This is a genomic window from Cobetia sp. MC34, from assembly GCF_018340035.1.
Lineage (GTDB): Bacteria > Pseudomonadota > Gammaproteobacteria > Pseudomonadales > Halomonadaceae > Cobetia > Cobetia amphilecti.
The window spans coordinates 118,678-143,862 of sequence record NZ_JADPPY010000002.1; the positions used below are offsets into that span (position 1 = coordinate 118,678).

Below are 25,185 nucleotides of genomic sequence, written 5' to 3' on the forward strand. Positions count from 1 at the left end.
TGTTCATGGCTAGCCTGAGCATAACGTCATGGCGTGGTGTCGTGCCTTGCGGCCTTCGCGGTATGGCGGCGTTCGTTTCTCCTTCCTTTTCTCCTCCCTTTTCTCCTCCCAAGGGATGAGACGGTCTCCGCCCATGGGGGCATGTCGCGATTGGCGTCAGTGGTCAAGACTGTGAGAGTCGCCTGATCAAGTACCGCTTGATGGATCGGGCAGCGGGTCAGCGCCAACGGCGCCACTGCAGAAGGGCCAACACAGGCGTTTCGCTGACACGACAACGACTTCTCAGCAACGATAACGACTTTTCAGTAACGACAACGACTGCGCAGCAACGACAACAACAGGCCGTCGATCACGAGCGCCTCTCGTGAATCCGGCCAACAGGAGTTCGCCATGATCTACGCCTCCCCGGGCAGCGCCGATGCGCTGGTCACGTTCAAGGATATCTACGGCAACTATATCGGCGGTCGCTTCGTCGAGCCGGTGAAGGGTGAGTACTTCGACAATGTCAGCCCGGTGACGGGCGAGGCCTTCTGCCGTATCCCGCGTTCGAGTGCGGAGGATATCGACCTCGCGCTGGACGCCGCCCACAAGGCAGCCGCTGCCTGGGGCAAGACCTCGGTACAGGAGCGCTCCAACATCCTGCTCAAGATCGCGGATCGCATCGAGCAGAACCTCGAGATGCTGGCCGTCGCCGAGACCTGGGACAACGGCAAGGCGGTGCGCGAGACGCTGAACGCCGATATTCCGCTGGCGGCGGACCACTTCCGTTACTTCGCCGGTTGCCTGCGCTCCCAGGAAGGCACCGCGGCGGATATCGACGCCAATACCGTCTCCTATCACTTCCATGAGCCGCTGGGTGTGGTCGGGCAGATCATCCCGTGGAACTTCCCGATCCTGATGGCGGCCTGGAAGCTCGGCCCGGCGCTGGCGGCCGGCAACTGCGTGGTGCTCAAGCCGGCGGAGCAGACCCCGGCCTCGATTCTGGTGCTCGCGGAGCTGATCAATGACCTGCTGCCGGCGGGCGTGCTCAACATCGTCAACGGCTACGGGGCCGAGGCCGGCCAGGCGTTGGCCACCAGCAAGCGCATCGCCAAGATCGCCTTCACCGGCTCCACTCCCGTGGGCTCGCACATTCTCAAGTGCGCCGCCGACAGCATCATCCCCTCCACGGTGGAGCTGGGCGGCAAGTCGCCCAACATCTACTTCGCCGACATCATGAATGCCGAACCCGAATTCATCGACAAGGCCGCCGAAGGCCTGGTACTGGCGTTCTTCAATCAGGGCGAGGTGTGCACCTGCCCGTCACGCGCCCTGATCCAGGAAAGCATCTACGACGACTTCATGGCCCGGGTGATGGAGCGCGTGAAGACCATCAAGCGCGGCAACCCGCTGGACACCGACGTGCAGGTCGGCGCCCAGGCTTCCCGCGAGCAGTTCGACAAGATCATGTCCTACATGGATGTCGCCCGTGAGGAAGGCGCCGAGGTGCTCACCGGCGGCAGCAGCGAGCAGCTGGAGAACGAGCTGGCCAACGGCTATTACATCCAGCCTACCCTGCTCAAGGGCAACAACTCGATGCGTGTCTTCCAGGAAGAGATCTTCGGGCCGGTGGTGGCCGTCACCACCTTCCGTGACGAGGCCGAGGCGCTGGCCATCGCCAATGACACCGAATTCGGTCTCGGCGCCGGTGTCTGGAGCCGCGACATGAATGTCGCCTTCCGCATGGGCCGTGGCATCCAGGCCGGTCGCGTGTGGACCAACTGCTACCACCAGTATCCCGCCCATGCCGCCTTCGGTGGCTACAAGAAATCCGGTGTCGGTCGCGAGACCCACAAGATGGCACTGGAGCACTACCAGCAGACCAAGAACCTGCTGGTCAGCTACGACATCAATCCGCTCGGCTTCTTCTAGGCCTGTCTGGCAGCGCCACCGTGACTGGTGGTGCTGCACGACTCCCGCGATTCTTGCTTGAGAAATGACATCGATGCCCGCGCCAGATCCGATTGCTTGATCTGGCGCAGGGCAGGGAGCGCTGCGTCTGGTTTCAATGGAGAGGCAAGCTTTGCACTGGCTCGGGCGCAGGCTCGGGCGCTGGAAAAAACGCTGGCACGGGCGCTGGCGCATGCAGGCGCAAGCCCACACTCTCCGGCGCAACTCTCCGCCGCAACTCTGCTGGTTCGTCTGTCTTGAATGTCCGCCTTTCTTGAATGTTCGTCAGTCTTCAATGGATGAGGAGTACGTCATGGATAACAGCATGAAAGCCGCCGTGGTACGTGAATTCGGTGCACCGCTGGTGATCGAGGAGGTCGCGGTACCGCGCCCGGGACGTGGCGAGATTCTGGTCGAGGTCGCCGCCTCCGGGGTCTGTCATACCGACCTGCACGCCGCGCATGGCGACTGGCCGGTGAAACCCAATCCGCCGTTCATTCCCGGCCATGAAGGCGTCGGCACCATCGCGGCGGTGGGCGAGGGCGTCACCCACGTCAAGGAAGGCGACCGTGTCGGGGTGCCCTGGCTCTACTCGGCCTGCGGCCACTGCGAGCATTGCCTGGGCGGCTGGGAGACGCTGTGCGAGAGCCAGCAGAATACCGGCTATTCGGTGAATGGCGGCTTTGCCCAGTTCACGCTGGCGGACGCAGGCTACGTCGGCCGACTGCCGGACAGCGTGGGCTTCGTGGAGATCGCGCCGGTGCTGTGCGCCGGGGTCACGGTCTACAAGGGACTCAAGATGACCGACACCCGCCCCGGCCAGTGGGTGGTGATCTCGGGCATCGGTGGACTGGGACACATGGCGGTGCAGTATGCACGCGCCATGGGCCTGAACGTGGCGGCGGTGGATGTGGATGATGCCAAGCTGGAACTGGCCCGCCGTCTGGGCGCGACCGTGACCGTCAATGCCATGAAGGAAGACCCGGCGAGCGTCATCAAGCGCGAGATCGGCGGCGCGCATGGCGCGCTGGTGACGGCGGTATCACCCAAGGCCTTCGATCAGGCCCAGAACATGCTGCGCCGTGGCGGCACCCTGGTGCTCAACGGCCTGCCGCCGGGCGACTTCCCGCTGCCGATCTTCTCCACCGTGCTCAATGGCATCACGGTGCGTGGCTCCATCGTCGGCACGCGTCAGGACCTGCAGGAGGCGCTGGACTTCGCCGCGGAAGGCAAGGTCGCCGCCACCGTGCAGACCGGCAAGCTCGAGGACATCAACGACATCTTCGGACGCATGATCGAGGGCAAGATCGAGGGGCGCATCGTGCTCGACATGAAGGCCTGAGGCGTTCGCTGGCCTGATCTTGAACCTTCATCACCAACGCCAGGCCTGCTGGAAACGGCAGGTTGCCAGACACGACAACGCCAGCCCGAGGGCTGGCGTTGTCGTGTCTGGCATGGCCGTGCGCGTTGACTCTCACGCGGGCACTGCAAAGAGCTCTCCATGACGAGCTCGGGCTTTAGCTTACACCGTGCCGAATTTCTCGTTCTCGCCCATGTCCGGGGTGTGGTCCTTGTCGAGGTTGGCGCGCGCCACCTCGTAGAGCTGATAGGCCTTGCTCTCCTTGGCCTTCCAGTGCTCACCGGATTGCACCGAGATCTCCAGCAGGGTGACGTCGGGGTCATCCTTGCCTTCCGGGAACCAGGCGGCCACGAACGGGTTCCAGAACTTGTCGATCAGGCCCTGATCGCGGTGCAGATTGGCATGACCGCTCAGCGACACGTAGACGCCATCATCCTGATCGGAAAAGCTCAGGCAGACCTCGCTGTCCTTTCTGGCCTCAAACACCTTCTCGGCGCTGGCGCGGGTGAAGAACCACAGGGTGCCGTCGTAGTCATCCTGCACCAGATGCATCGGGCGGGCGTGGGGCATGCCGTCGCCTTGCGTCACCAACATGCCGACCTTCACATCCTTGATCAGCTTCCAGATCTTCTGCTTGTGCTCCGGGCTCGACATCGTGTGTCACTCCTTTGCGTCATGCGAATGAAAATCCGGCTGGCTAGCCGTTGCACAAGACCTTGGAGCGACGCCCCCCAACTTCAAGGGATGATGGTGAAGCTTTCGCTTGATGAGTCAGGGCTTGTTGAGTCAGCGCTTGATCAATCGGGGCTTTATTCAGGCGCCGAGGCGACTCACTGCGCTGCCGGGGCCTGCCAGGCGTCGCTGCCCCACAACGGCACGCTGCTCAGTGCATGCTTGAAGCTGCCGCTGGTTTCCTTGGTGCTGTAGGCGATATAGAGCAGGCTCTGGGAGTCGCGATCCAGAATGCGGCGAATCTTGAGGCTCTTGAGCAGCACGCTCTTGGACTTGCGATAGACCTCCTCGCCACTCTTGGAGGTGTCGATGTCGGCGATCATCTCCGCCGTGATCGGGCCGGTCTGGCGGCAGGCGATGCTCATGTCGGAGGGATCGGAGAAGTCGAGGTCCGCCTCGATGTTGCTCAGATGGCAGGTCACGCCCGGCACCTTGGGGTCGATCAGGCTCTCGATCTTGATGTCCTTGGTGGTGAACAGGCCCAGCGAGACATCCCCGACCTCGTTGTCATCACAGCCGGCCAGCAGCAGGCCTGAGGCAATCACACCCAGCAGGGCAGCACGAGGGGAAAGGCGGCGCAGTCGCGTCATGGGGGCATCCTTGAGTCAGTGGTGTCAGGCGATGATAGCGTGTCAGATCCGCGGTGGGCGTCAACCATCGCCCTGGCCTCAATGCTTGCCGCGGGCTCAATGCTTGCCGCGGCCTCACTCGCTGGCGAAGGCAGCGAGATTCAGCGTATGCGAGTTGCCCAGCCACATCACGCCCTGGGTGTGATCGAAGGGGTCATTGCCGGTGCCGGCGTGCACGAAGATGTCCAGCGAGCCGCGGTTGAGTGCCAGCCACGGGATGATGCGCCCGAATTCCTCAGGCAGGAAGGACAGCTGACAGCTCCACCGCGGGTGCGGGCCGACCGGCTGCTGGTGGAAGCGCCCGACGCGCAGCGTGAAGCGCTGCTCGGCCTGGGCCGCCAGTTCGCGAGCGGTGGCCAGGCTCTGCTCATCGGTGTAGTAGAGATGGGCGTGGTAGTAGCTGATGTGGTGTGTCATGGCGTTGTCTCGATCGTTCTCAAGGGGGCATTCCAGTACTCGGTCTCAAGGGCCGTACCGGGAGTTTTCAATGGCTGGCGGCAGCGGCCGTCAGGGCGTGATGGGCCTTGTGGCCCTCAGCCCCAGGCCTTGTAGATCAACTGCACACCCACCAGCGCCATCGCGATGATGATCAGGCGGAAGAACAGCTTCTCGTTGACGCGGGATTGCAGCCACAGGCCGCTTCTGACGCCCGCCCAGGCCACCGGCACCAGCAGCAGCGAGGTGGAGAGGCTGGTGAGGTTGATCTCGCCCAGCGCCACGTAGGGGCCCAGTTTCATCAGGTTCATGCCAGCGAAGATGATCACCGTGGTGGCGATGAAGGTCTCCTTGGGGTGCTGGCGCGGAATCATGTACAGGTTGTAGGGCGGGGCGCCGGCGTGGGCGAAGAAGCTGGTGAAACCGGCGGTGGCCCCGGCAGGAATGGCCAGCCAGCGGGGCAGCGGTTTGCTGGCTGTCGGTTTGAACAGCATATAGGCGGCGAACAGCAGCGAGATGACGCCCAGCAGGCCGCGAATCATGTTCTCGTCCAGCTCGTCGAACAGCACCACGCCCACCGCGATGCCGATGGCGGCGCTGGGCAGGATGATGCGCACCTCCGACCACAGCTGCTTGCCCCACCAGACGCGGGAGCTCAGAAAGTCCATCACCAGCAACAGCGGCAGCAGGATGCCGGCGGCTTCCAGCGGCCCGATGGCCAGCGCCATCAGCGGCACCGAGAGCGAGCCGAAGCCACCGGCGAAGCCGCCCTTGGAGATGCCGGTAAGGTAGGTCGAGAAGATGATCGCGCTCCAGGCCAGCGCAGAGTAATCGGGCAGTGTCAGCAGGGCATCGAGAGAATCGGTCACGGGCATCTCATGTCGAGAGGGCGGGCAAGGTGAGTCGTGAAGGCCCATTGTTGAACAATTCTGGCCGCGCTTCATCCCGACACGCTGCAATGAAGTCTTTCCCTTGGCGCACCAATGCGCTAAAAGGCGCATGTCGCACAGTGTTTTCTTTCGAGACACTGGGCGAGTAGCCTGATCTGGCGGGCATGTCGCAGTGCCTGCCGCTCGTTGGTCGAACAATCTCTGAGGTGGCGATGTCACGCGCTCCATTTGAAATCAGCGGTACCCGCATCGCGCCGGGAACGCGGGCCCAGGTCGATGTGCCTGTCGCCAAGCTCTACACCCATGCGCCGCTGCACATCCCCGTCGAGGTGGTGCATGGTCGCCAGCCCGGCCCGGTGCTGCTGGTGTGCGGTGCCATCCACGGTGACGAGATCAACGGCGTCGAGATCGTGCGGCGGCTGCTCAAGAGTTCCAGTCTCGCGCGGCTGCGCGGCACCCTGATCGCGGTGCCCATCGTCAACGTCTTCGGTTTCGTGCAGCACACGCGCTACCTGCCGGACCGCCGTGACCTCAATCGCTGCTTCCCGGGCAGTGAGAGCGGCTCACTGGGCTCGCGGGTGGCGGCGCTGTTCCGTGAGCAGATCGCCGATCAGGCCACCCACATCATCGACCTGCACACCGGCGCGATTCATCGCACCAACCTGCCGCAGATCCGCGCCACCATGACCGGCAGTGATGCCACGCGTCAGATGGCGGACGCCTTCGGTGCGCCGGTGCTGCTGAATGCCGAGCTGCGCGAGGGCAGTCTGCGCGCCTATGCCAGCGAGCGCGGCGTGCCGGTCATCACCTATGAGGCCGGTGAGGCACTGCGCTTCGATGAGTGGGCGATTCGCCCGGGGGTCAGCGGCGTGAAGCGCGTGATGCGCTCCATCGGCATGCTGGCCAAGGACCGCGACCGCAAGCCCAGCTCGCGTGCGGTGGAGATGTCCAACGGCTCCAGCTGGGCGCGGGCCTCCATCGATGGCATCGTCCAGAGCCGAGTAGGCCTGGGGGACCGCGTCGAGAAGCATCAGGTGCTGGGCATCGTCGCCGACCCCTTCGGTAACAGCGAAAGCGAGGTGCTGTCACCCGCGGATGGCATCATCATCGGCATGGCCAATCTGCCGCTGGCCAATGAGGGCGAGGCGCTCTATCACGTGGCGCGCTTCCATGCGATCGACGATGCCGAGAGCGCCGTCGACAACTTCCAGCAGCTGTTCGTGCCGGATTCCATCTAGGCGCTTCACGCCCCCTTACGGCCCTGTTGCTGGCAGTGATAACGCAAACGCCCCGCTCAATGAGCGGGGCGTTTGCGTTGTAACAGTCTGTCGTCTGGTCGAAAGCGACAGCCACAGAGCACTCAGCCGTGGCTGGTCTGGGTCTCGAGCGGGCCGTCATGACGCGCTTCCGCGCCGTGCATCCAGTCCACCAGCTTGCCGGCGAACACCAGCAACAGCAGGCCGCCGAGCACGCCGGTGATGGCGATGCCGCCGAACACGCTCATGGCACCGGCTTCGCCGACCAGCGAGCCGATCATCCCGGCCAGGTAGTTGGCCAGCGCCACGAAGGCGAACCAGGCGCCCATCATCAGCGCGCCCATGCGCACCGGTGACAGCTTGGTGACCATCGACAGCCCCACCGGCGACAGGCACAGCTCGCCGAGAGTGTGGAAGAAGAAGGCACCGACCAGCCACATCATCGAGGCGCTGCCTGCGGCTTTCTGCTCCAGCACTGCGCCGATCATGCACACGAAGCCGATGCCGAGGGCGATCAGGCCGAAGGCGAACTTGACCGGCGAGCTGGGCTCGCGGTTGTCCATGCGCGTCCACAGACCCGCCAGCAGCGGCGAGAGCAGGATGATGAACAGCGGATTGAGCGACTGGAACCAGGCCGCCGGCACTTCAAAGCCCATCAGCATGCGGTCGGTGTAGTCCTGCGCATACAGCGCCATCAGGCCGCCGCCCTGCTCGAAACCGGCCCAGAACAGGATGGTGAACAGGCCCAGCACCATGATGACCTTGATGCGGTCACGCTCTTCGCGGCTCAGCGGTGTCTTGCGGTTGCTGCTCTTGCTCAGGCGTGCCTCACGGCGGGCGCTGGGTTCGACCCCCAGGTCACCCAGATGGCGCGGCGCGAAGATGAGCTGGATGGTGACTGCCAGCAGCATGCCGATACCGGCCACCAGGAAGCCAGCATTCCAGCCATAGCCTTCGGCCATGGAACCCGCGACGATGCCCGACAGCAGCGCACCGATGTTGATGCCCATGTAGAAGATGGTGAAGGCGCCATCACGGCGATGATCGCCCTGTTGATAGAGATCACCGACCATCGTGGAGATGTTGGGCTTGAACAGGCCGTTGCCGACGATCAGCAGGCCGAGCCCGATATACAGCAGCAGCTCGGGGTCGAGACCGCTCATGGCCGGCGGCACGGCGAGCACGAATTGCTCGGTCGCCATGATCAGACCCCCGATCAGGATCGCACGGCGGGCGCCCAGCCAGTTGTCGGCCAGTGCTCCGCCGAACATCGGCGTGATGTACACCAGGCCCGTGAAGATGCCATACAGCTGCAGGGCGTCGCCCTGATTCCAGCCCAGACCGCCACTGGTGACGGCATCGGTGAGATAGAGCACCAGCAGGGCACGCATGGCGTAGTAGGAGAAGCGTTCCCACAGTTCCGTGGAGAACAGCAGATAGAGTCCGGCCGGATGCCCGAACAGCTCACGGCTGTTGGCTCCGGTAGGGGAGTGTGTGGACATGGAACCTCGAAGGAAGTGTCAGCAGAAGCAGCGCAGCCCGGATGACGGGACTGCATGGACCGGCCCACAGGTCTGCAGAGGAGGACTGTGGAGGAATCGCCGATGACGGAGCAGTTGTGTGGCTGACATCACGCGAGCATGGCGTGACGATGTCGAGACCGGTTGTTGTCCGTAGGGTCAGCCATTCTGCGTGAGATGGCTTTGTCAGACGATCAAACGAAAGTCATGCATGTTGTTGGTATTTAAGGGGTTATTAGCTTAGATGGCGACGCAGGGTTGCGTCAGGTGTCACGCCTGCCAGTGCAGTGTCGTCACTTTGCTGACTGCCAAGACGACGACACCCGGCGCGAGGGCCGGGTGTCGGGGGACTGTCTCTTGAAAGCGCTGCTCTCAAGAGAGAGGGCAGAAGATAGGGGGATGAAGAGAGAGCAGAAGCGGCGCGAACAGGCCAGCTCGATCAGGCCAGCTCGATCAGGCCTGTTCGACCTGTGCCTCGGGCCGGTGCTCCGGCACGCGCGCCATGGCGTCATCGATGACCTCGATGCCCGCACCCGGCTTGTGGGCGTTCTCGGAGACATGACGGCGGAACTGGCGGCCGCCCGGCTGACCCTGGAACAGCCCCAGCAGATGGCGGCTGATGTGGTTGAGGCGCACGCCTTCGGCGAGACGCTTCTCGATGTAGGGGCGGAAGGCACGCAGCGCATCGTGGCGGCTGGTGTGCGGATTCTCGGCCTCGCCGTACAGCTCGCTGTCCACCGTCGCCAGCAACCAGGGGTTGTGGTACGCCTCACGGCCGACCATCACGCTGTCGACATGCTCCAGCTGCTCGTGCAGCTCATCCATCAGCTTCAGGCCGCCGTTGATGCCGATATGCAATGACGGGTGCGCCTGCTTGAGGCGGTGCACGCGGCCATAGTTCAGCGGCGGCACATCGCGGTTCTCCTTCGGCGACAGGCCCTGCAGCCATGCCTTGCGCGCATGCACGCTGAAGGTGTCGCAGCCGGCATCGGCCACGGTGGTGATGAAGCGCTCGAGATCGGCGTCCTCATCCTGATCATCGATCCCGATGCGGCACTTCACCGTCACCGGAATCTTCACCTGCGCCTGCATCGCCGCCACGCACTTGGCCACCAGCTCCGGATGGCCCATCAGACAGGCACCGATCATGTTGTTCTGCACGCGATCGCTCGGGCAGCCGACATTCAGGTTCACCTCGTCATAGCCCCAGCTCTCGGCGATCGCCGCACACTCGGCCAGCGCCTGAGGGTCGCTGCCACCCAGCTGCAACGCCAGCGGATGCTCCGTCTCGTCGTGACCGAGGAAGCGCTCGCGGTCCGGATTGAACAGCAATGCCCCGGTGGTCACCATCTCCGTGTACAGCAGCGTACGACGGCTCAACACGCGCGCGAAGGCGCGGTAGTCTCGGGTCGTCCATTCCATCATCGGCGCAACGGAAAAGGTGCGGTCAATCGGTGTCATCGGCATGGCAGTCATATCGGCTGGTGTGGGAGCAGGGATCGGAGCATCAGGTGCAGGCGCTGTCGAGACAAGCGGGCGGTGATTCTAGCAGCTTGTGAGGCGAAGCGCCGAGTCAGAGGGAGCCGCGAGCCAATGCGCCGCTCATGGCTCAATGCGTGTTGTTGACCTTCAGCGCCTCGATATCCTGGGCGATGTCTTCAGCGAGCTGGCGAACGGCTTCGCTTTCGCCTTCGCGCTGGGCGTAGGCGCGCAGGCCCATGACTTCGGCCTGCAGGCGACGGCCGAGGCGTTCCGGCTGGTGAGCGGGGCGCTCGGGGTCGATGAGTTCTCCGGCGTCGCGGGCGTCCGCGAAGGCCTGGCGGAAGCGGGCTTCCATGTTGGCGAGCAGCGTCTCGACCTTGTCGCGGGCGGCCTGTTCACGCTCGCCGAGTTCCAGCAGGCTCTTGGCCAGCATGCAGGCGCGGGACGGCACCTCGCAATCGCGCAGTCCGCCGAGCTTGCGGATATAGGTGGCGAGAGCGGTCAATGGCGAGTCGTGGCTGGCCATCAGGCTTTCCATCTCGCGCAGGCTGCGCGCGGAATAGCAGTCCAGTGCTTCCTGGAAGAGGCCATCCTTGCTGCCGAAGGTGGCGTAGATGCTGCCGGGACGCATGTCGAGCGCGTGCTCGATATCCTTCAGCGAAGTGGCATGAAAGCCCTTCTGCCAGAAGAGATTGAGCGCCCGTTCGAGGGAATCCTGGCGGTTGTGCAAGGTCGCGCGTGGCATGGCTGTCCTGACGATGGGGCTCGCGAGTGACGCCTGTCTTCGCGCGGCTTGGCGAAGCGGGCGGTCTGCAAGGAGCAAGGTATTGAGTGAGTACTCAAGTTTAACTTGAATGATCGCTCAAATCCAGCTAGTGTGTTCCCCGACAACGCAGTGCAGCGGATGGTCAGGCGTTATTTTGAGCGTTTGCTCATATCTTGCCCTGCATCCTCAGGGTCGCTGCTCAAGGCTTCATGCCACTGACTGGCAGCCCGCCCCTGAGGCCCCGCGCATCTGGCTCATCATTCCGAAGGAGTTCTCATGACAGATTTCACACTCTATACCGCCGACAATGCCCCGCAGGAAAGCAAGCCGCTGCTCGGCAAGTCCGTCGAAGCCTTCGGCATGGTGCCGGGCCTGCACGCCGTGATGGCCGAAGCGCCGGGCCTGCTGGAAGGCTACCAGGTGCTGCACCAGCTGTTCCTCGACAGCAGCTTCGATGATGAAGAGACCACCGTCGTGTGGCAGACCATCAACGTCGAGCACAACTGCCACTACTGTGTGCCGGCGCATACCGGTATCGCCAAGTCGATGAAGGTGGATGACGCCATCATCGAGGCGCTGCGCAACGAGACGCCGCTGCCGACCGAGCGTCTGGAAGCCCTGCGTACCTTCACGCTGGCCGTGGTGCGTGAGCGTGGCTTCGTCGATGACGCCACCGTGCAGACCTTCCTCGATGCCGGTTACACCAAGCGCAATGTGCTGGAAGTGATTCTGGGCCTGTCCCAGAAGGTGATGAGCAACTACACCAATCACCTGGCCGAGACGCCGATCGACGAGCCGTTCAAGAAGTTCGAGTGGCACAAGCAGGGCTGAAACTGAGGCGAGAGGGCACGGCAAGTGCCTGAGCCACCAATGCTAATGAAAATATTTCTCATTAGTGTTGACGTCTGAGCCTGCGGGTCATATTCTGGGGTCATCGCTTCCCCGCCATGGGTAGCGGTGTCCCGGCCAGCGGAGTCAGGCCCCTGTCCGGGAGGCTTCTCATCAGACAGTTTTACGGTCCTTGCCAGCGGCTCATCCTACGGGGTGGGCCGCTTTTTTATGGACAAAAAAGACGCCTCCTTCGCTTGCACGAGGGAGGCGTCCGGAAGCGCTTCTCGATTCATTCGCTTTCCATCTGCCAATGACAGGGAGGAAGGCTTGCGAGTCGAGCGGTGCTTCGTGCTCACCAGATTAGGATGTCAGGTCCCTGGCAAGCGTCTCATCAGGCCAGTCACGACCTTGATATTCTGGCGCCATGATACGTCAGCCGGTGAGGGGAGGCCAGCGGCGCGTGAGATAAACGCTGACTCAATGTTAATGAAAATATTTCTCATTAGTATTGACGGCGTCTGCCGGAGAGCATAATCTGGATTCATCGCTTCCCGCCATGGAATGCGGTAGCCAGAACAGCGGAGTCAGGCCCCTGTTCGGGTTTCTCCTCATCAAGCTAGTCACGGTCTTAGGGCGACTCTCACGGGTCGCCTTTTTTCGTGTCTGGCCGTCAAGCGCTGCTCTGGCGCGTTATCTCGATCCTCGCTCGATCTCTCGCTCAATCACTCGCTCAATCACTCCTGCGGGTGATCTCTCGCACGCGACTTCTCGCTCACGCCCTCGTGCTTGATAACGCCCCGTCGCTCGGCCTCCGCTGGCGCGCCATCTCGTTTAGAATGACGACATCCTATTCCCACGCCGACAAGGCGCCCGGGTTTCGCTGCCTTTTCAGACGGTTGGCCATTGCGGCCAGTCATTGTCATCAGTCAGTGCACAGGCGCGACCCGCGGGGCTTTTCGAGGAAGTCATCATGATCACACTCTATCGACTGCACGATGATGGCCGCCTGCGCGGCGAACATATCGTGTTGCCCGACCCGCAGCCCGGCCAGCCCGATGCGCCGCCGCGCCTGGCGGACAGCGCAGAAGAGGCGGCTGCCCTGCATGCCGGGTTGCTGGCCGATGACGAGCTGGCACCGCCGATTCTGGTGCGAAGTGATGTGCTGTGGATCGATCTCTGTGAGCCGGATGAGCAGGAAAAACGCTGGGTGAGCGAACAGTTCACGGTGGAGCTGCCTGATGTCGAGGAACTGGAGGAGATCGAATCGTCGTCGCGCTTCTATCTGGAAGGCGATGGCATCCACGTCGTCTCGCTGTTTCCGCATCGCAAGGGGCGCGAGCCACAGACGGCCAACGTCGCCTTCCATCTGCATGGGCGCCAGTTGATCAGCATGCGCCACGAGGACATCGGCCTGCTGCGGCTGTTCCGCAATCACCTGCGTCGCCAGCGACTGAGCCCGGAGGATGGCTGGGAGGTGCTGTTGGCGCTGCTGGCGATGAAGGTCGATTACCTGGCCGATGAGATCGAGGATATCTACCGGGCACTGGAAGCGCTGGGCAAGCAGGCGGTGCACCCCGAGGCGCTGGAAGACACCCTGCACGGCATCCTGTTGCAGGAGCGCTACAACGACAAGGTGCGCCAGTCGCTGCTGGACAGTCAGCGCCTGCTGCGTCAGCTGACGCGCCATCTGCCCTCGGCGCCACGCCAGAAGTCGCGGCGTCAGGAGATTCGCGACATGTTGCGCGACATCGACTCGCTCAATCCGCACACCACCTTCATCTTCGACAAGGTCAACTTCCTGCTCGATGCCTCGATCGGTTTCACCAACCTCGACCAGAGCCGCATCATCAAGATCTTCTCGGTGGCGGCGGTGGTCTTCATGCCGCCGACATTGATCGCCAGCATCTACGGCATGAACTTCCACTGGATGCCGGAGCTGGACGAGGACTGGGGCTATCCCTTCGCGCTGTGCCTGATGGGGGTGTCGGCGCTCTCGACCTATCTGTTCTTCAAGTGGAAGAAGTGGCTGTAAGTCACTGAAGACAGGCATAAAAAAAGCGCCTGGCGTCGTGAGACGGCCAGGCGCACAAGAAACTTGCATTACAACACTGAAGATCGCCACCGAGGCCCGGGATGGGCCGACAGCGAAACCGCGCGTGGGGGCGTCGCCATGCAGACCAGTCACCGGGAATCGGTGGGATGAGCAGTGCAACTACCTGAGCGCGAACCTGGACGGTCGGGCTGCGCCACGCAGGCCCGGCCGTCGTCGGTCTAGTCCGGGAGCAGGCGGCCGATGCCGCGACGCGCCTGCTCCCGCATGTTCGTGGCGCACAGTATAGGGTGCCACGCTTTGGAGAATAAGCGCGTACAATCGAAAACTAGGGTTTCCATATTGGAAACCTGAGGGAGTGATGGGGTGTCTGGCCGTATTCAGAGGGCCATGGCGGTTGCACAGCGAGGGTAAGGGAGACACATGGCGACACTTGATGCATTGCGCGTATTCGTCGAAGTCGTGCGCGCGGCCAGTTTCACGGCGGCGGCACGGCGACTGGGAATTTCCAAGTCGCTGGCGTCCAAGCGGGTGGCGGCACTGGAGGAGCAGCTGGGCGTCAGCCTGATCAATCGCTCGACCCGCAAGCTGCATCTCACCGAGGCGGGGCGCATCTACTACGAGCACGGCCTGCGCATCCGCGAGGAGCTGGAATCCGCCGAGGCCCGCGTGCAGTCCGTCACCTCGCAGCCGATGGGCCAGCTCAAGGTATCGGCGCAGGTGTCGTTCGGCTTCATGTATCTGGCCGCGCCGACCACCGCCTTCATGCGCCGCTACCCGGATGTCAGCGTCGAGATTCTGCTCGAGGATCAGCGCTTCGAGCCCATCGATGAGTCGGTGGATCTGGCGATTCGCATGGGGCCGCTGCCGGATTCCTCGATGGTCTCGCGCCCGCTGTGCAAGGTGGTCTATGGCCTGTATGCGGCGCCGGACTATCTGGCGCGCGTCAATGCACCGCCGGTGCAGCCGCAGGACATCCGCGCCTTCGATACCATCTTCTACGGCAATTACGACCTGGGGGCGCATTGGCGCTTCACGCTCAATGGCCAGCCCTTCGATGTGGAGCCGGAGTCGCGGTTGGTGATCAACAATCTGCTCGGCGTGGTGGAGGCGGCCAAGGCCGGCTTCGGTCTCGCCTATCTGCCGACCTTCTCGGCCCGCGCGGCAGTGGAAAGTGGTGAACTGGTGCCGCTGCTGCAGCCCTACTGGAACGAGCATGGCTCGATGGTGGTGCTGTTCCGCTCACGCAAGTACCTGCCCGACAAGACCCGCGCCTACCTCGACTTCATCACCGAGTGGTTCCAGGAGCATCTGCAGCTCTGACGCTGCCTCTACCGAGAGGGTTACCACTCGATGGCCTGGCCGGCCCAGTCGTAGAAGCCGCCGCTGGCGGTGGGCGGGAGTTCGCAGGCGACGCGCAGCAGACGGCGCGCCACGAAGCCCGTCGTGAACAGTTTGCCCTCGGGCACGCGGGCCTGGAAGGGCGTCGACAGGCCGGTGTCGGTGGTGCCGGGATGCAGCGCGACCAGCAGCGCCTCGGGATTGCGCCGTGCGATCTCGATGGCGGCGGTCTTGAGCAGCATGTTGTGGCTGGCCTTGCTGGCGCGATAGGCATACCAGCCGCCGCTGCGGTTGTCGGAGATCGAGCCGACCCGCGCCGACAGCGAGGCGAAGATCACCGGCGTGCGTCGGCGCAGGCGTGGCGCCAGCATTGCCAGCAGCAGGGCCGGGGCGAAGGCGTTGACCTGATGCAGGCGCGTCAGGGCCGCCAGACTCAAGTCTTCCAGGCGCTTCTCCGGCCATAGCTGCTCGCGCTCGTCATGCAGCAGGCCCAGCGCGTTGAGTATCAGCGCCGGTGGCTGTCCCGTCTCGCTCTCCCCATCCAGTTGCTGTGCCAGCCACTCCTCGAGGCGCGCGGTGCCTTGCTCGGTGGTCAGGTCGGCTTCCAGCGTCTCGAGCTCGGGATGTGCCGGAAGGCATGAGACATCGCGACTCACCGCCAGCACTTTTCCACAGTGGGGATGGGCGAGCAGCTCAGCGATCAGCGCCCGCCCGATCCCGCCGCTGGCACCGGTGACCAGTGCGCAGAAGCCCTGTGGCAGGCGCGCGAAGGTATCCGCCGCCAATGGCTGATCTTCCAGTCTGCTGTCTGCCATGCATGTCTCCCTCTGTAGTGGCCGAATGTGACTGTCGTCAGGCAGTGCGCTCCATCAGCCTGGCGAGACGGGAGTCGCTGCTCAGCGTGGTCGGTGTGGCGTCTTCCTGCAGGTGGCCCGCTTCCAGCAGCGCCAGACGCGTGAAGCGCTCCAGCCCCAGCGGCTGGTGGGTGATCATGATCAGGCTGCGGCCCTCGCAGGCGGCGAGAATCGCGCTCATCACCTGCTCGGCGCTGGTGCGGTCCAGTCCTTCGCAGGGCTCATCGAGCAGCACGATCGGCGCCGGTGACAGCAGCGCACGCGCCACACCGAAGCGGCGCAGCTGGCCACCGGACAATGAACGCCCCCCTTCATCCGGGAAGCCGGCCAACCCCTGTGGCTGGCGGGCTAGCCAGTCGCCGAGGCCAAGGCTTTCCAGCATGCGCGTCAGTGCCTCATCGCTGGCCTCGGGAGCGGCCAGGCGCAGGTTGTCGGCGTAGCTGGCACAGAACAGATGCGTGTCCTGCGGGCAGACCGCGAAGCTTGCGCGCAGCGTGGCCTCATCGAGTGAATCCAGCGCCACGCCGCCCAACGTGATGCGTCCGGCGCTGGGAATATGGAAGCGACTGAGCACGTCCAGCAGGGTGCTCTTGCCGCTGCCGGACGGGCCGAGCAGTGCCAGATGCTCGCCGGCAGCCAGCGTCAGGGAAAGCTCTTCAAGCACCGGCGTGTCGCCGTGGGTGACGCTCAACTGCTCGATCTCCAATGCATGACCCACCGGCGTGGCAGCCTCGGAGTCACTGGGGAACTGAGCCGCCGGCGTATTGGCCTGCACGCTGTTGAGACGCGCGGCCGCCGACAGGCAGCGACCGAGCCCCTGCCAGGCCAGCGGCAGTGGCGCCAGTGCCTCGAAGGCGCCGAGCACGGCCAGCAGGAACAGTGCCAGCAGGCGACCATCGAGCAGCTCGCCAGAATGCGTCGTCATGTCGTTGTTCGCATATGGCGCCATCTGCATGACGCCGAGTAGCGCCACCCCGGCCAGTGTCAGCCCCAGCAGACTGTGGCTCAGCCAGCTGGCCAGTGCCTGACGGCGTGCCTGGGCGCGCTCGATGCTATCCCGCTCGGCCTGTTGCTCGGCCAGGCGCTCAAGTTCTTCATTCCAGCGACCATAGATCACCAGCTCGCCCAGCCCCTGAAGGCGTTCCAGCAGGCGCGCGCGCAGGCGGCTGGCCGAGGACTGATGCCGCATGGCGTCACGGCTGCCACGCCACCAGGCCAGCCACGGCACCAGTCCGCCGGTCAGCACTAGTCCGATCACCGCCACCAGCGCCAGTGTCGGCGCGAAGATGCCGATCAGCGTGCCGGCGGCGAGGATGGCGCAGACCGCCACCAGCGAGGGAATCAATACGCGCACGTAAAGGCTGTCGAGGGCGTCGACATCCGCGCCCAGGCGGGTCATCAACTCTCCCTGGCCGGCATGCTGCAGGGCGGCGGGGGAGAGCGGCTCGATGGCCTCGAACAGGCGGCGGCGCAGGCTCGCCAGCAGACGCAGCGTGCCTTCGTGGGTGGTGACGCGCTCGCCATAGCGTCCGGCGGTGCGCGCCAGCGCCAGACCGCGCACGCCTGCCGCCGGTGTGAAGAAGTTGAAGGCCTGGGTGGCGGCGACGCTCAAGCCGGCCACGGCGGTGGCGGAGAGAAACCAACCCGACAGCGCCAGCAGACCGGTGGCGGCCAGCAGGGTGATCAGCGCCAGCAGCGCGCCGATGCCTAGCCAGCCGCGATGCTCGCGCATCAAGGCCAGATAGGGTGTCAACTCGCGAAGATGTGGGCGCTGTTCGGCGTGCGGCTCGGCCAGTGCTGGCTCACTGGCTGTGACAGCCGCGGGCATGTCAGGCGCGGGCTTGCGGATGGCGCGGTTCATGCGTCACCTCGCGGTGTCGGGAGGGGGAGCGGGCGGTCCTGCACCAGCTGGCCATCGTCCAGATGAATCAGGCGCTGGCACAGCGTCAGCAGCTCTGGTCGGTGGGTCAGCAGCAGCAGGGTGCGACCCTCGCCGAGACGCTTGAGCGCGGCGATCACGCGCGCTTCGCTGTCGGCGTCCAGGCTGGCGGTGGGTTCATCCAGCAGCACCAGCGGCGCGTCATGCAAGAAGGCGCGGGCCAGAGACAGGCGGCGTGCCTGACCACCGGACAGCGCCTGACCGCCCTCGCCAAGGCGCGTCTCGAGCCCACGCGGCAGGTGCTGGTACCAGTCAAGCAGGTCGGCATTGTCCAGCGCCGCTTCGAGCTGTGCGTCGCTGGCGTGAGGCCTGGCCAGACGCAGGTTGTCGGCCAGCGTGCCGGACAGGACCACCGTCTCCTGACCGACCCAGGTCGCCATGCCCGGCGGCAGGCCGTGGCTCAGCGGATGGCCGTTGAGATACAGCAGGCCGTCGCTGGCCTCGACGAAGCCGAGCAGCAGATTGAGCAGCGTCGACTTGCCGGAACCGGAGGCGCCGGTCAGCGCGACGCGTTCGCCCTGGGTGATCCGCAGGGTCAGCGGGCCGAGCGCCGGCGGAGTCAGCGTGCTGGTCTGGCGGTTCCACTGATTGGGATAGCGCACACAGACCTCTTCCAGCATCAGCGAGTGCAGCTTGCGGGTCTGAGGGCGCGCCGCGGGCAGGTCGCTGATGGCATTGTGCGCCTGTGCGCCAGCCTCGGCCTCTTGCGTGAAGGGGGCACTGCCGACGATGGGGGCGAGGTCGCTGGCGGCGGCCTCGGCCTCGGCCTTGGCGTGATAGTGCACGCCCAGCTCGCGCAGCGGCTGATAGAACTCGGGCGCCAGTACCAGAATGAAGAGTGCGGTCTGCAGGGACAGCGGTGAGTCGCCCCAGGTGCCGAATTGCAGATGGCCGAGGAAGTGGAAACCAAGGTAGACCGCCAGCAGCGCGATGGACACCGCGGTGAAGAATTCCAGCACCGTGGAGGACAGGAAGGCCAGACGCAACACGCGCATGGTGCGCTTGCGAAAGGCATGGCTGACCGCCTCGACCTGGGGGCTGCGTCTGGCGCTGCCGAACAGCTTCAGGGTCTTGAGGCCGGTGAGCAGGTCCATGAAGTGGCGGCCCATGCGGTCCATCTCCCGGAACTGCTCCTGCGAGCGCTTGCGCGCCGCGATGCCGACCAGAATCATGAAGATCGGCACCAGCGGTGCGGTGGTGGCCAGAATCAGGCCGGCCGCCCAGTTGAGCGGAAACACCACGCACAGCAGCATCAGCGGAATCAGCCCCGCGAGGCGTGTCTGTGGGCGGAAGTCGGCGTAGTAGCCGTGCAGTGACTCGACCTGGTCCCAGACGCGGTTGGCGAGACTGGCGCGATGCTGGCGACGCACCCACAGCGGGCCGAGTTCGGCGAAGCGCTGCAGCAGGCGCTCGCGCAGGCGACGGCGGATCTGCTGACTGGCGCGGGTGCCGGCATAGCCACGCAGGCCAGTGAGCGCGCCGCGCAACGAGAGACTGGCGGCGAGCACCGCGATGGCCGGCCACAGTGTCGCCAGGCCTTCGCGGTCGATCGCCACGCCCTGGGCCAGACGGGCGATGGCCCAGGCCTGGGCGAGCAGCACCAGCGTCGAGAGCAGGGCGCACAGGATGGCGAGCTGGGGCCAGCGGCCACCGGCACGTGCCAGTGTCTCCAGCCAGCGGCGTGGCACGAATTCTGCCGATGCAGTGGCATCGGTGGGGGAGGGTGAAACATCGGGTGCAGCGGCAGTTCGGGGCATTCATGCTCCTGCCGGTGGTGGCAGAGATAGTTGCAGGGAGGCGCTGGCGTCACGTCTCAAGGCAGAGAATGACGCATCTGGCGCAAGCTTACCGCCGAGAGAGCGTTGGTACACGGCGACGCACTGTCGCACATCTTCACCTTGCGTATAATATGCCCCAGCACTCGCTGCTGAGACAGCAGCGTGATTTCACGGCCCGGCAGTCAGTCATTGCCGAGACGCTTGTTGCCCTCTCTTCTCGAACTACTGGACCCCACATGACCGTTCGTACGCGCATCGCACCGTCGCCGACTGGTGATCCCCACGTCGGCACCGCCTACATCGCCCTGTTCAACCAGTGCTTCGCTCGTCAGCACGGTGGCGAGTTCATTCTGCGTATCGAGGATACCGATCAGACGCGTTCCACCGGTGAATCCGAGCAGATGATCCTCGATTCGCTGCGCTGGCTGGGCATCGAATGGGCCGAAGGCCCGGATGTCGGCGGTCCGCACGGCCCGTACCGTCAGAGTGAGCGTGGCGACATCTACGCCAGGCACTGCCAGCAGCTGATCGATGCCGGCCATGCCTTCAAGTGCTATCGCACCAGTGAAGAGCTGGACGAGCTGCGCGAGTCGCGCAAGGCCGAAGGTCTGCACATGGCGCTCAAGCCGTCCGATCTCGCGCTGCCGGCAGAAGAAGTGGCACGTCGTGAAGCGGCGGGCGCGCCCTTCGTCATCCGCATGAACGTGCCGGAAAGCGGCACCTGTGTGGTCAAGGACATGCTGCGCGGCGAGATCGAGGTCGAGTGGGCCCAGGTCGATGCGCAGATCCTGCTCAAGTCCGATGGCATGCCGACCTACCACCTGGCCAACGTGGTGGATGATCACCTGATGGAGATCACCCACGTGCTGCGTGGCGAGGAGTGGATCAACTCGGCGCCCAAGCATCAGCTGCTGTATGAATACTTCGGCTGGCAGATGCCGGAACTGTGCCACATGCCGCTGCTGCGCAACCCGGACAAGACCAAGCTGTCCAAGCGCAAGAACCCGACATCGATCCTCTACTACCGTCGCATGGGTTACCTGCCGGCGGCGGTGATCAACTATCTCGGCCGTCTCGGCTGGTCCATGCCGGACGAGCGCGAGAAGTTCACCCTGAGCGAGATGCAGGAGCACTTCGATATCCAGCGTGTCTCACTGGGTGGCCCGGTATTCGATGTCGAGAAGCTCAGCTGGCTGAACGGTCTCTACATCCGCGATCTGTCCGAGGACGAGCTGCTGAGCGAGCTGCGCCAGTGGGCCTTCAACGAGTCCTACGTCAAGCAGATCCTGCCGGAAGTGAAGCCGCGCATCGAGACGCTGTCCGAGGCGATTCCGCTGGCCGGCCACTTCTTCTCCGGTCTGCCGGCCATCACGCCGGACGACTTCGCCAAGGCGAAGCTGGAAGGCGAAGACCTGGTGCGTCAGATGCAGTTCCTGACCTGGAAGCTTGAAGCCGTGAGCCGCTGGGACAAGGAGCATCTGCTGGCGGAAGTGAAGCTGCTCTCCGAGCACTTCGGGCTCAAGATGAAGGACTTCCTGGCACCGGTGTTCGTGGCGGTGACCGGCTCGGCGACCTCCACCTCGGTGATGGACGCGATGGTCATTCTGGGCTCCGACATGACGCGCGCGCGTCTGCGTCACGCCGTGGCCGTGCTGGGTGGCGTCTCCAAGAAGGCTGCCAAGCGCTTCGAGAAGGAATATCGCGACCTGTAAGAATATCGCGACCTGCATGAATATCGCGACCTGCAAGGGTGTCTGCGATGTGCAGATGATGGCCCCCGTGACGTATGTCGTCATGGGGGCCATGTCTTGCAGCAGGGCGCTGAACAGCGCTTTCAGTGCTGATCAGCATCACGATGAGAATTGTGTGAAAAAGAAGTTGACGACCCCGAGGGTTATCAGTAAGATACGCCTCGTTCTTGAGAGACGGGGCCTTAGCTCAGCTGGGAGAGCGCAACACTGGCAGTGTTGAGGTCAGCGGTTCGATCCCGCTAGGCTCCACCAAGTTTCTCAAGCGACTGCGTCCCATTCGTCTAGTGGTCCAGGACACCGCCCTTTCACGGCGGTAACAGGGGTTCGAACCCCCTATGGGACGCCACTCTTCAGACATCCCGAGTCACCTTTCAGGTCTCGTGAAGTCAACAAAAAAGCACACCTTGCGGGGTGTGTTTTTTTTGTCCCTGATTCTGGCTTATGCACAGGCTGTGTGTCGGCAGAAAAGCATGTTATCCCCAAGTCGCCCTTGACAGACCCCGTGTCTTGTCCACTGTTCGCGCGCTCTCACATCTCCCCCTGCATCTCTTCCCAAAGTGCGGCCCCTGCGGCTGGCGCTTACGTCGGGTTACGAAAAATTTCTTTTATATCAATGGTTTATGCGCTGGTTAAATTTTGTGCAATCTGTTGGTAAGCCCGCTGTCATGCTGGTTCGCCGCGCTTGTCTAGGGGTTATCAACGAGGTTATCCACAGATAGTGTGGAAAAACATCATGAGCGCCGCTGCTGTCTGGGATGTTGCGCTGCGGCATGAAAAAACGCCTCATTCCCGCGTCCATATGGCGTTCGAATGAGGCGTTTTCAGTGCGAGGCCGTGTGATGCGATTCAGCTCGCTCGTGTGTATTCAGACCCGCTTCATCTGGAGAGGCGCTTGAGCAGCGAGGAGGTGTCCCAGCGATTGCCGCCCATGGCCTGCACGTCGGCATAGAACTGATCGACCAGCGCGGTCACCGGCAGGCTGGCATCGATGCGGCGTGCTTCCGCCAGACAGATGTCGAGGTCCTTGCGCATCCAGTCGACGGCAAAGCCGTGATCGTACTCGTCCTTGATCATGGTGGCGTGACGATTTTCCATCTGCCAGGAGCCGGCGGCGCCCTTGGAGATCACCTCGATCACCGCCTCGCGATCCAGTCCCGCCTGCTCGGCGAAGTGCAGGCCCTCGGAAAGTGCCTGCACCAGCCCGGCAATGCAGATCTGGTTGACCATCTTGGTGGTCTGGCCGGCACCGGTCTCGCCGATGCGCTTCACCATGCGACCGTAGTGCGTCAGCACCGGCTCGGCGCGTGCGTAATCCGCCTCGCTGCCGCCACACATGATGGTCAGCACTCCATTTACGGCGCCTTGCTGGCCGCCGGAGACCGGTGCGTCGACGAAGCCGATGCCGGCCTCGCCCGCGGCGGCGGCCAGCTCGCGTGCCAGGTCGGCGCTGGCGGTGGTGTGGTCCACCAGCAGGCTGCCGCTCGTCATGCCGGCCAGCACGCCGTCGTCGCCGTAGGTGACGCTGCGCACGTCATCATCATTGCCCACGCACATCAGCACGATATCGGCGCCCTCGGCGGCTTCTCGCGGGGTGGCGTGATGGCTGCCGCCGTACTCCTCGCTCCACTGCTCGGCGCGTGCACGTGTGCGGTTGTAGACCCGCACCTCAAGGCCTGCGCGTTTCAGATGGCCGGCCATGGGGTGACCCATGACACCGAGTCCGATGAAGGCGGCGGTACGTGGCGTTGTGTATGTGTCTGACATGCTGGGGGCTCCTTGCCATCAATCAGGAATGAGGTTGCGCCGCTCGCGGTGGGGCGCATGGCGTGCCGGCGCGCACAGGACGTGAAGAGGCCGGTACATCAGCACGCTAGCACGTCCGGGGCGGGGGTGGGGCGGCTTTATGGCTTGCTGTCAGGCAGGGGCTGCGCGCATGAGAGGCAACAGGCCAAAAAGAACCGCCTCCGAAGAGGCGGTCTGTCCTGCAGGCGCATGACCCGATGTTGCCGGGTGCTTGGTTGCCTGGTGCTTGGTTGCCTGGTGCTTGGTTACTTGGCCGGATAGTCGCGCTGCGGGTGGCCGGTGTAGAGCTGACGCGGACGGCCGATGCGGTGGCCGCCGGCGATCATCTCGTTCCAGTGGGAGATCCAGCCGATGGTGCGCGACATGGCGAAGATGACCGTGAACATGTTGGTCGGGATGCCGATCGCCTTGAGGATGATGCCGGAATAGAAGTCGACATTCGGGTACAGCTTGCGCTCGATGAAGTACTCGTCTTCCAGCGCGATCTGTTCCAGACGCTTGGCGATCTTGAGCTGCGGGTCGTCCGCCATGCCCAGCTGCTCCAGCACTTCGTCGCAGGTCTCTTTCATGACCTTGGCGCGCGGATCGAAGTTGCGATAGACGCGGTGACCGAAGCCCATCAGCTTGAACGGGTCTTCCTTGTCCTTGGCCTTGTCGATGAAGCGCTGGATGTTCTCCTCGGACTCTTCACCGATCTCGTCGAGCATGGCCAGCACGGCTTCGTTGGCGCCGCCGTGTGCCGGGCCCCACAGTGCCGCGATACCGGCGCTGATGCAGGCGAACGGGTTGGCACCGGTGGAGCCGGCCAGACGCACGGTAGAGGTCGAGGCGTTCTGCTCGTGGTCGGCGTGCAGCATGAAGATGGTGTCCATCGCCTTGGCGAACACCGGGTTGATCTTGTACTCCTCGCACGGGTTGCCGAACATCATGTACAGGAAGTTCTCGCCGTAGGAGAGGTCATTGCGCGGGTACATGAACGGCTGACCGATGTTGTACTTGTGGCACATGGCCGCCAGGGTCGGCATCTTGGCGATCAGGCGCACGGCGCTGACGTAGCGTTCCTTCTCGTTGGTGATGTTCAGGTTGTCGTGATAGAAGGCGGCCAGGCCACCGACCACGCCGCACAGGATCGCCATCGGGTGGGCGTCGCGACGGAAGCCCTTGAAGAAGTTGACGATCTGCTCATGCACCATGGTGTGGTTGCTGATCAGCTGGGCGAACTTGTCGTATTCCTCGTCGCTCGGCAGCTCCCCGAACAGCAGCAGGTAGCACAGCTCGATGTAGTTGGAGCTCTTGGCCAGCTGGTCGATGGGGTAGCCGCGATGCAGCAGCACGCCTTTCTGGCCATCGATGAAGGTGATGGATGATTCGCAGGCGGCAGTGGAGACAAAGCCCGGGTCGTAGGTGAACATGCCTTCGGCGGTCAGGCCGCGAACGTCGATGACGTCCTGGCCGAGCGTGCCGGAATAGACCGGGAACTCGATGCTCTTGTCGATACCGTCTACTGTCAATGTCGCTTTCTTGTCAGTCATGCCGACCTCCTCATTATTCGCGTAACTCTTTGACTTGCTTGCCATGCCGGGCTTGCATCAATCCCGCCCACTATAGAAGCCCGCGAAAGATTGTCAATTCGCCACACGGCGTAGAGACGCGCGCCATGCTGCTGTGCGTCAGTTCCCCGACGTTTACGTATCCCGTGCCGTCAGGTCGCGTCCTGTTCACTGCATTTTGTGCAATCCGTGGTTGCGGCCCTGCGACGTCATGCCATTTGTCATGCCAATGGCCAACCCCTATAATCCACCGTCGCGCGACTGGCGGGAAATTCGGCTCGGTACCGTG

General features: G+C 63.8%; 19 protein-coding genes and 2 tRNA genes. 9 read left to right on the forward strand and 12 right to left on the reverse strand.

Annotated features, from left to right (window positions below; translation table 11 throughout):
* The first annotated feature begins 390 nt into the window (after positions 1–390).
* Both exaC and adhP read left to right on the forward strand, forming a co-directional pair.
* Positions 391–1,911 carry an acetaldehyde dehydrogenase ExaC gene (gene exaC / locus IZU87_RS01790; protein ID WP_043333120.1) on the forward strand — a complete coding sequence of 507 codons (1,521 nt, stop codon included), beginning with the start codon at positions 391–393 and terminating at the stop codon, positions 1,909–1,911.
* Between the two features lie 331 nt (positions 1,912–2,242).
* A complete protein-coding gene (gene adhP / locus IZU87_RS01795) occupies positions 2,243–3,271 on the forward strand; it encodes an alcohol dehydrogenase AdhP (protein ID WP_213113498.1) in 1,029 nt (342 codons plus the stop codon).
* Positions 3,272–3,451: 180 nt separating this feature from the next.
* On the opposite strand, the gene IZU87_RS01800 is transcribed toward adhP, so the two are convergent.
* From IZU87_RS01800 to IZU87_RS01815, 4 genes are all read right to left on the reverse strand, one after another.
* The gene (locus tag IZU87_RS01800) at positions 3,452–3,943 is read right to left on the reverse strand and encodes a pyridoxamine 5'-phosphate oxidase family protein (protein WP_043333119.1); all 492 of its coding nucleotides are present in this window, start codon (positions 3,941–3,943) and stop codon (positions 3,452–3,454) included.
* A 176-nt stretch (positions 3,944–4,119) separates the two neighbouring features.
* A complete protein-coding gene (locus tag IZU87_RS01805) occupies positions 4,120–4,611 on the reverse strand; it encodes a CreA family protein (RefSeq protein WP_043333118.1) in 492 nt (163 codons plus the stop codon).
* A 114-nt stretch (positions 4,612–4,725) separates the two neighbouring features.
* Positions 4,726–5,067, reverse strand: coding sequence for a DOPA 4,5-dioxygenase family protein (locus tag IZU87_RS01810; RefSeq protein WP_213113499.1), 342 nt, complete (start codon positions 5,065–5,067; stop codon positions 4,726–4,728).
* A gap of 116 nt (positions 5,068–5,183) precedes the next feature.
* On the reverse strand, positions 5,184–5,954 hold the full coding sequence (locus IZU87_RS01815; protein ID WP_349305156.1) for a sulfite exporter TauE/SafE family protein: 771 nt from the start codon (positions 5,952–5,954) through the stop codon (positions 5,184–5,186).
* 233 nt (positions 5,955–6,187) lie between these two features.
* Between IZU87_RS01815 and IZU87_RS01820 the strand changes: the two genes are divergently transcribed.
* A complete protein-coding gene (locus tag IZU87_RS01820; protein WP_043333116.1) occupies positions 6,188–7,213 on the forward strand; it encodes a succinylglutamate desuccinylase/aspartoacylase family protein in 1,026 nt (341 codons plus the stop codon).
* A gap of 122 nt (positions 7,214–7,335) precedes the next feature.
* Here the strand turns inward: IZU87_RS01820 and IZU87_RS01825 are convergent, their stop codons facing one another.
* From IZU87_RS01825 to IZU87_RS01835, 3 genes are all read right to left on the reverse strand, one after another.
* Positions 7,336–8,733: a peptide MFS transporter gene (locus tag IZU87_RS01825; protein ID WP_213113501.1), complete on the reverse strand. Its 1,398-nt coding sequence runs from the start codon at positions 8,731–8,733 to the stop codon at positions 7,336–7,338.
* A 471-nt stretch (positions 8,734–9,204) separates the two neighbouring features.
* The gene (gene dusA, locus IZU87_RS01830) at positions 9,205–10,212 is read right to left on the reverse strand and encodes a tRNA dihydrouridine(20/20a) synthase DusA (protein WP_052384479.1); all 1,008 of its coding nucleotides are present in this window, start codon (positions 10,210–10,212) and stop codon (positions 9,205–9,207) included.
* A 148-nt stretch (positions 10,213–10,360) separates the two neighbouring features.
* A complete protein-coding gene (locus tag IZU87_RS01835; RefSeq protein WP_043333114.1) occupies positions 10,361–10,978 on the reverse strand; it encodes a TetR/AcrR family transcriptional regulator in 618 nt (205 codons plus the stop codon).
* Positions 10,979–11,275: 297 nt separating this feature from the next.
* Here IZU87_RS01835 and IZU87_RS01840 point away from each other — a divergent pair, with 297 nt between their 5' ends.
* The 3 genes from IZU87_RS01840 (at position 11,276) to IZU87_RS01850 (ending at position 15,203) form a co-directional block, all read left to right on the forward strand.
* Positions 11,276–11,830: a carboxymuconolactone decarboxylase family protein gene (locus IZU87_RS01840; RefSeq protein WP_213113502.1), complete on the forward strand. Its 555-nt coding sequence runs from the start codon at positions 11,276–11,278 to the stop codon at positions 11,828–11,830.
* A gap of 970 nt (positions 11,831–12,800) precedes the next feature.
* On the forward strand, positions 12,801–13,862 hold the full coding sequence (gene corA / locus IZU87_RS01845; protein ID WP_084589333.1) for a magnesium/cobalt transporter CorA: 1,062 nt from the start codon (positions 12,801–12,803) through the stop codon (positions 13,860–13,862).
* A gap of 441 nt (positions 13,863–14,303) precedes the next feature.
* Entirely contained in the window at positions 14,304–15,203 is a 900-nt protein-coding gene (locus tag IZU87_RS01850) for a LysR family transcriptional regulator (RefSeq protein WP_043333112.1), read from the forward strand.
* Between the two features lie 20 nt (positions 15,204–15,223).
* Here IZU87_RS01850 and IZU87_RS01855 read toward each other — a convergent pair whose 3' ends face one another.
* Genes IZU87_RS01855 through cydD form a run of 3 tightly spaced genes read right to left on the reverse strand, consistent with a single transcriptional unit; the run spans position 15,224 to position 19,771 of the window.
* Positions 15,224–16,036, reverse strand: a complete 813-nt coding sequence (locus IZU87_RS01855) for an SDR family NAD(P)-dependent oxidoreductase (RefSeq protein ID WP_213113503.1) — start codon at positions 16,034–16,036, stop codon at positions 15,224–15,226.
* Positions 16,037–16,073: 37 nt separating this feature from the next.
* On the reverse strand, positions 16,074–17,936 hold the full coding sequence (gene cydC / locus IZU87_RS01860; protein ID WP_213113504.1) for a thiol reductant ABC exporter subunit CydC: 1,863 nt from the start codon (positions 17,934–17,936) through the stop codon (positions 16,074–16,076).
* Positions 17,933–19,771, reverse strand: coding sequence for a thiol reductant ABC exporter subunit CydD (gene cydD, locus IZU87_RS01865; RefSeq protein ID WP_213113505.1), 1,839 nt, complete (start codon positions 19,769–19,771; stop codon positions 17,933–17,935). Before cydD ends, cydC begins: the two co-directional genes overlap by 4 nt.
* A gap of 257 nt (positions 19,772–20,028) precedes the next feature.
* Here cydD and gltX point away from each other — a divergent pair, with 257 nt between their 5' ends.
* The 3 genes from gltX to IZU87_RS01880 all read left to right on the forward strand — a co-directional run bounded on the left by gltX (position 20,029) and on the right by IZU87_RS01880 (position 21,889).
* Positions 20,029–21,504 carry a glutamate--tRNA ligase gene (gltX, locus tag IZU87_RS01870; RefSeq protein ID WP_043333111.1) on the forward strand — a complete coding sequence of 492 codons (1,476 nt, stop codon included), beginning with the start codon at positions 20,029–20,031 and terminating at the stop codon, positions 21,502–21,504.
* 215 nt (positions 21,505–21,719) lie between these two features.
* Positions 21,720–21,795 (forward strand) — tRNA-Ala (locus IZU87_RS01875).
* 18 nt (positions 21,796–21,813) lie between these two features.
* Positions 21,814–21,889: transfer RNA gene (locus IZU87_RS01880), tRNA-Glu, on the forward strand.
* A gap of 530 nt (positions 21,890–22,419) precedes the next feature.
* On the opposite strand, the gene IZU87_RS01885 is transcribed toward IZU87_RS01880, so the two are convergent.
* Positions 22,420–23,307, reverse strand: a complete 888-nt coding sequence (locus tag IZU87_RS01885) for an NAD(P)-dependent oxidoreductase (protein WP_213113506.1) — start codon at positions 23,305–23,307, stop codon at positions 22,420–22,422.
* Positions 23,308–23,591: 284 nt separating this feature from the next.
* Positions 23,592–24,878: a citrate synthase gene (gene gltA, locus IZU87_RS01890; protein WP_043333109.1), complete on the reverse strand. Its 1,287-nt coding sequence runs from the start codon at positions 24,876–24,878 to the stop codon at positions 23,592–23,594.
* Between the last annotated feature and the right edge of the window lie 307 nt (positions 24,879–25,185).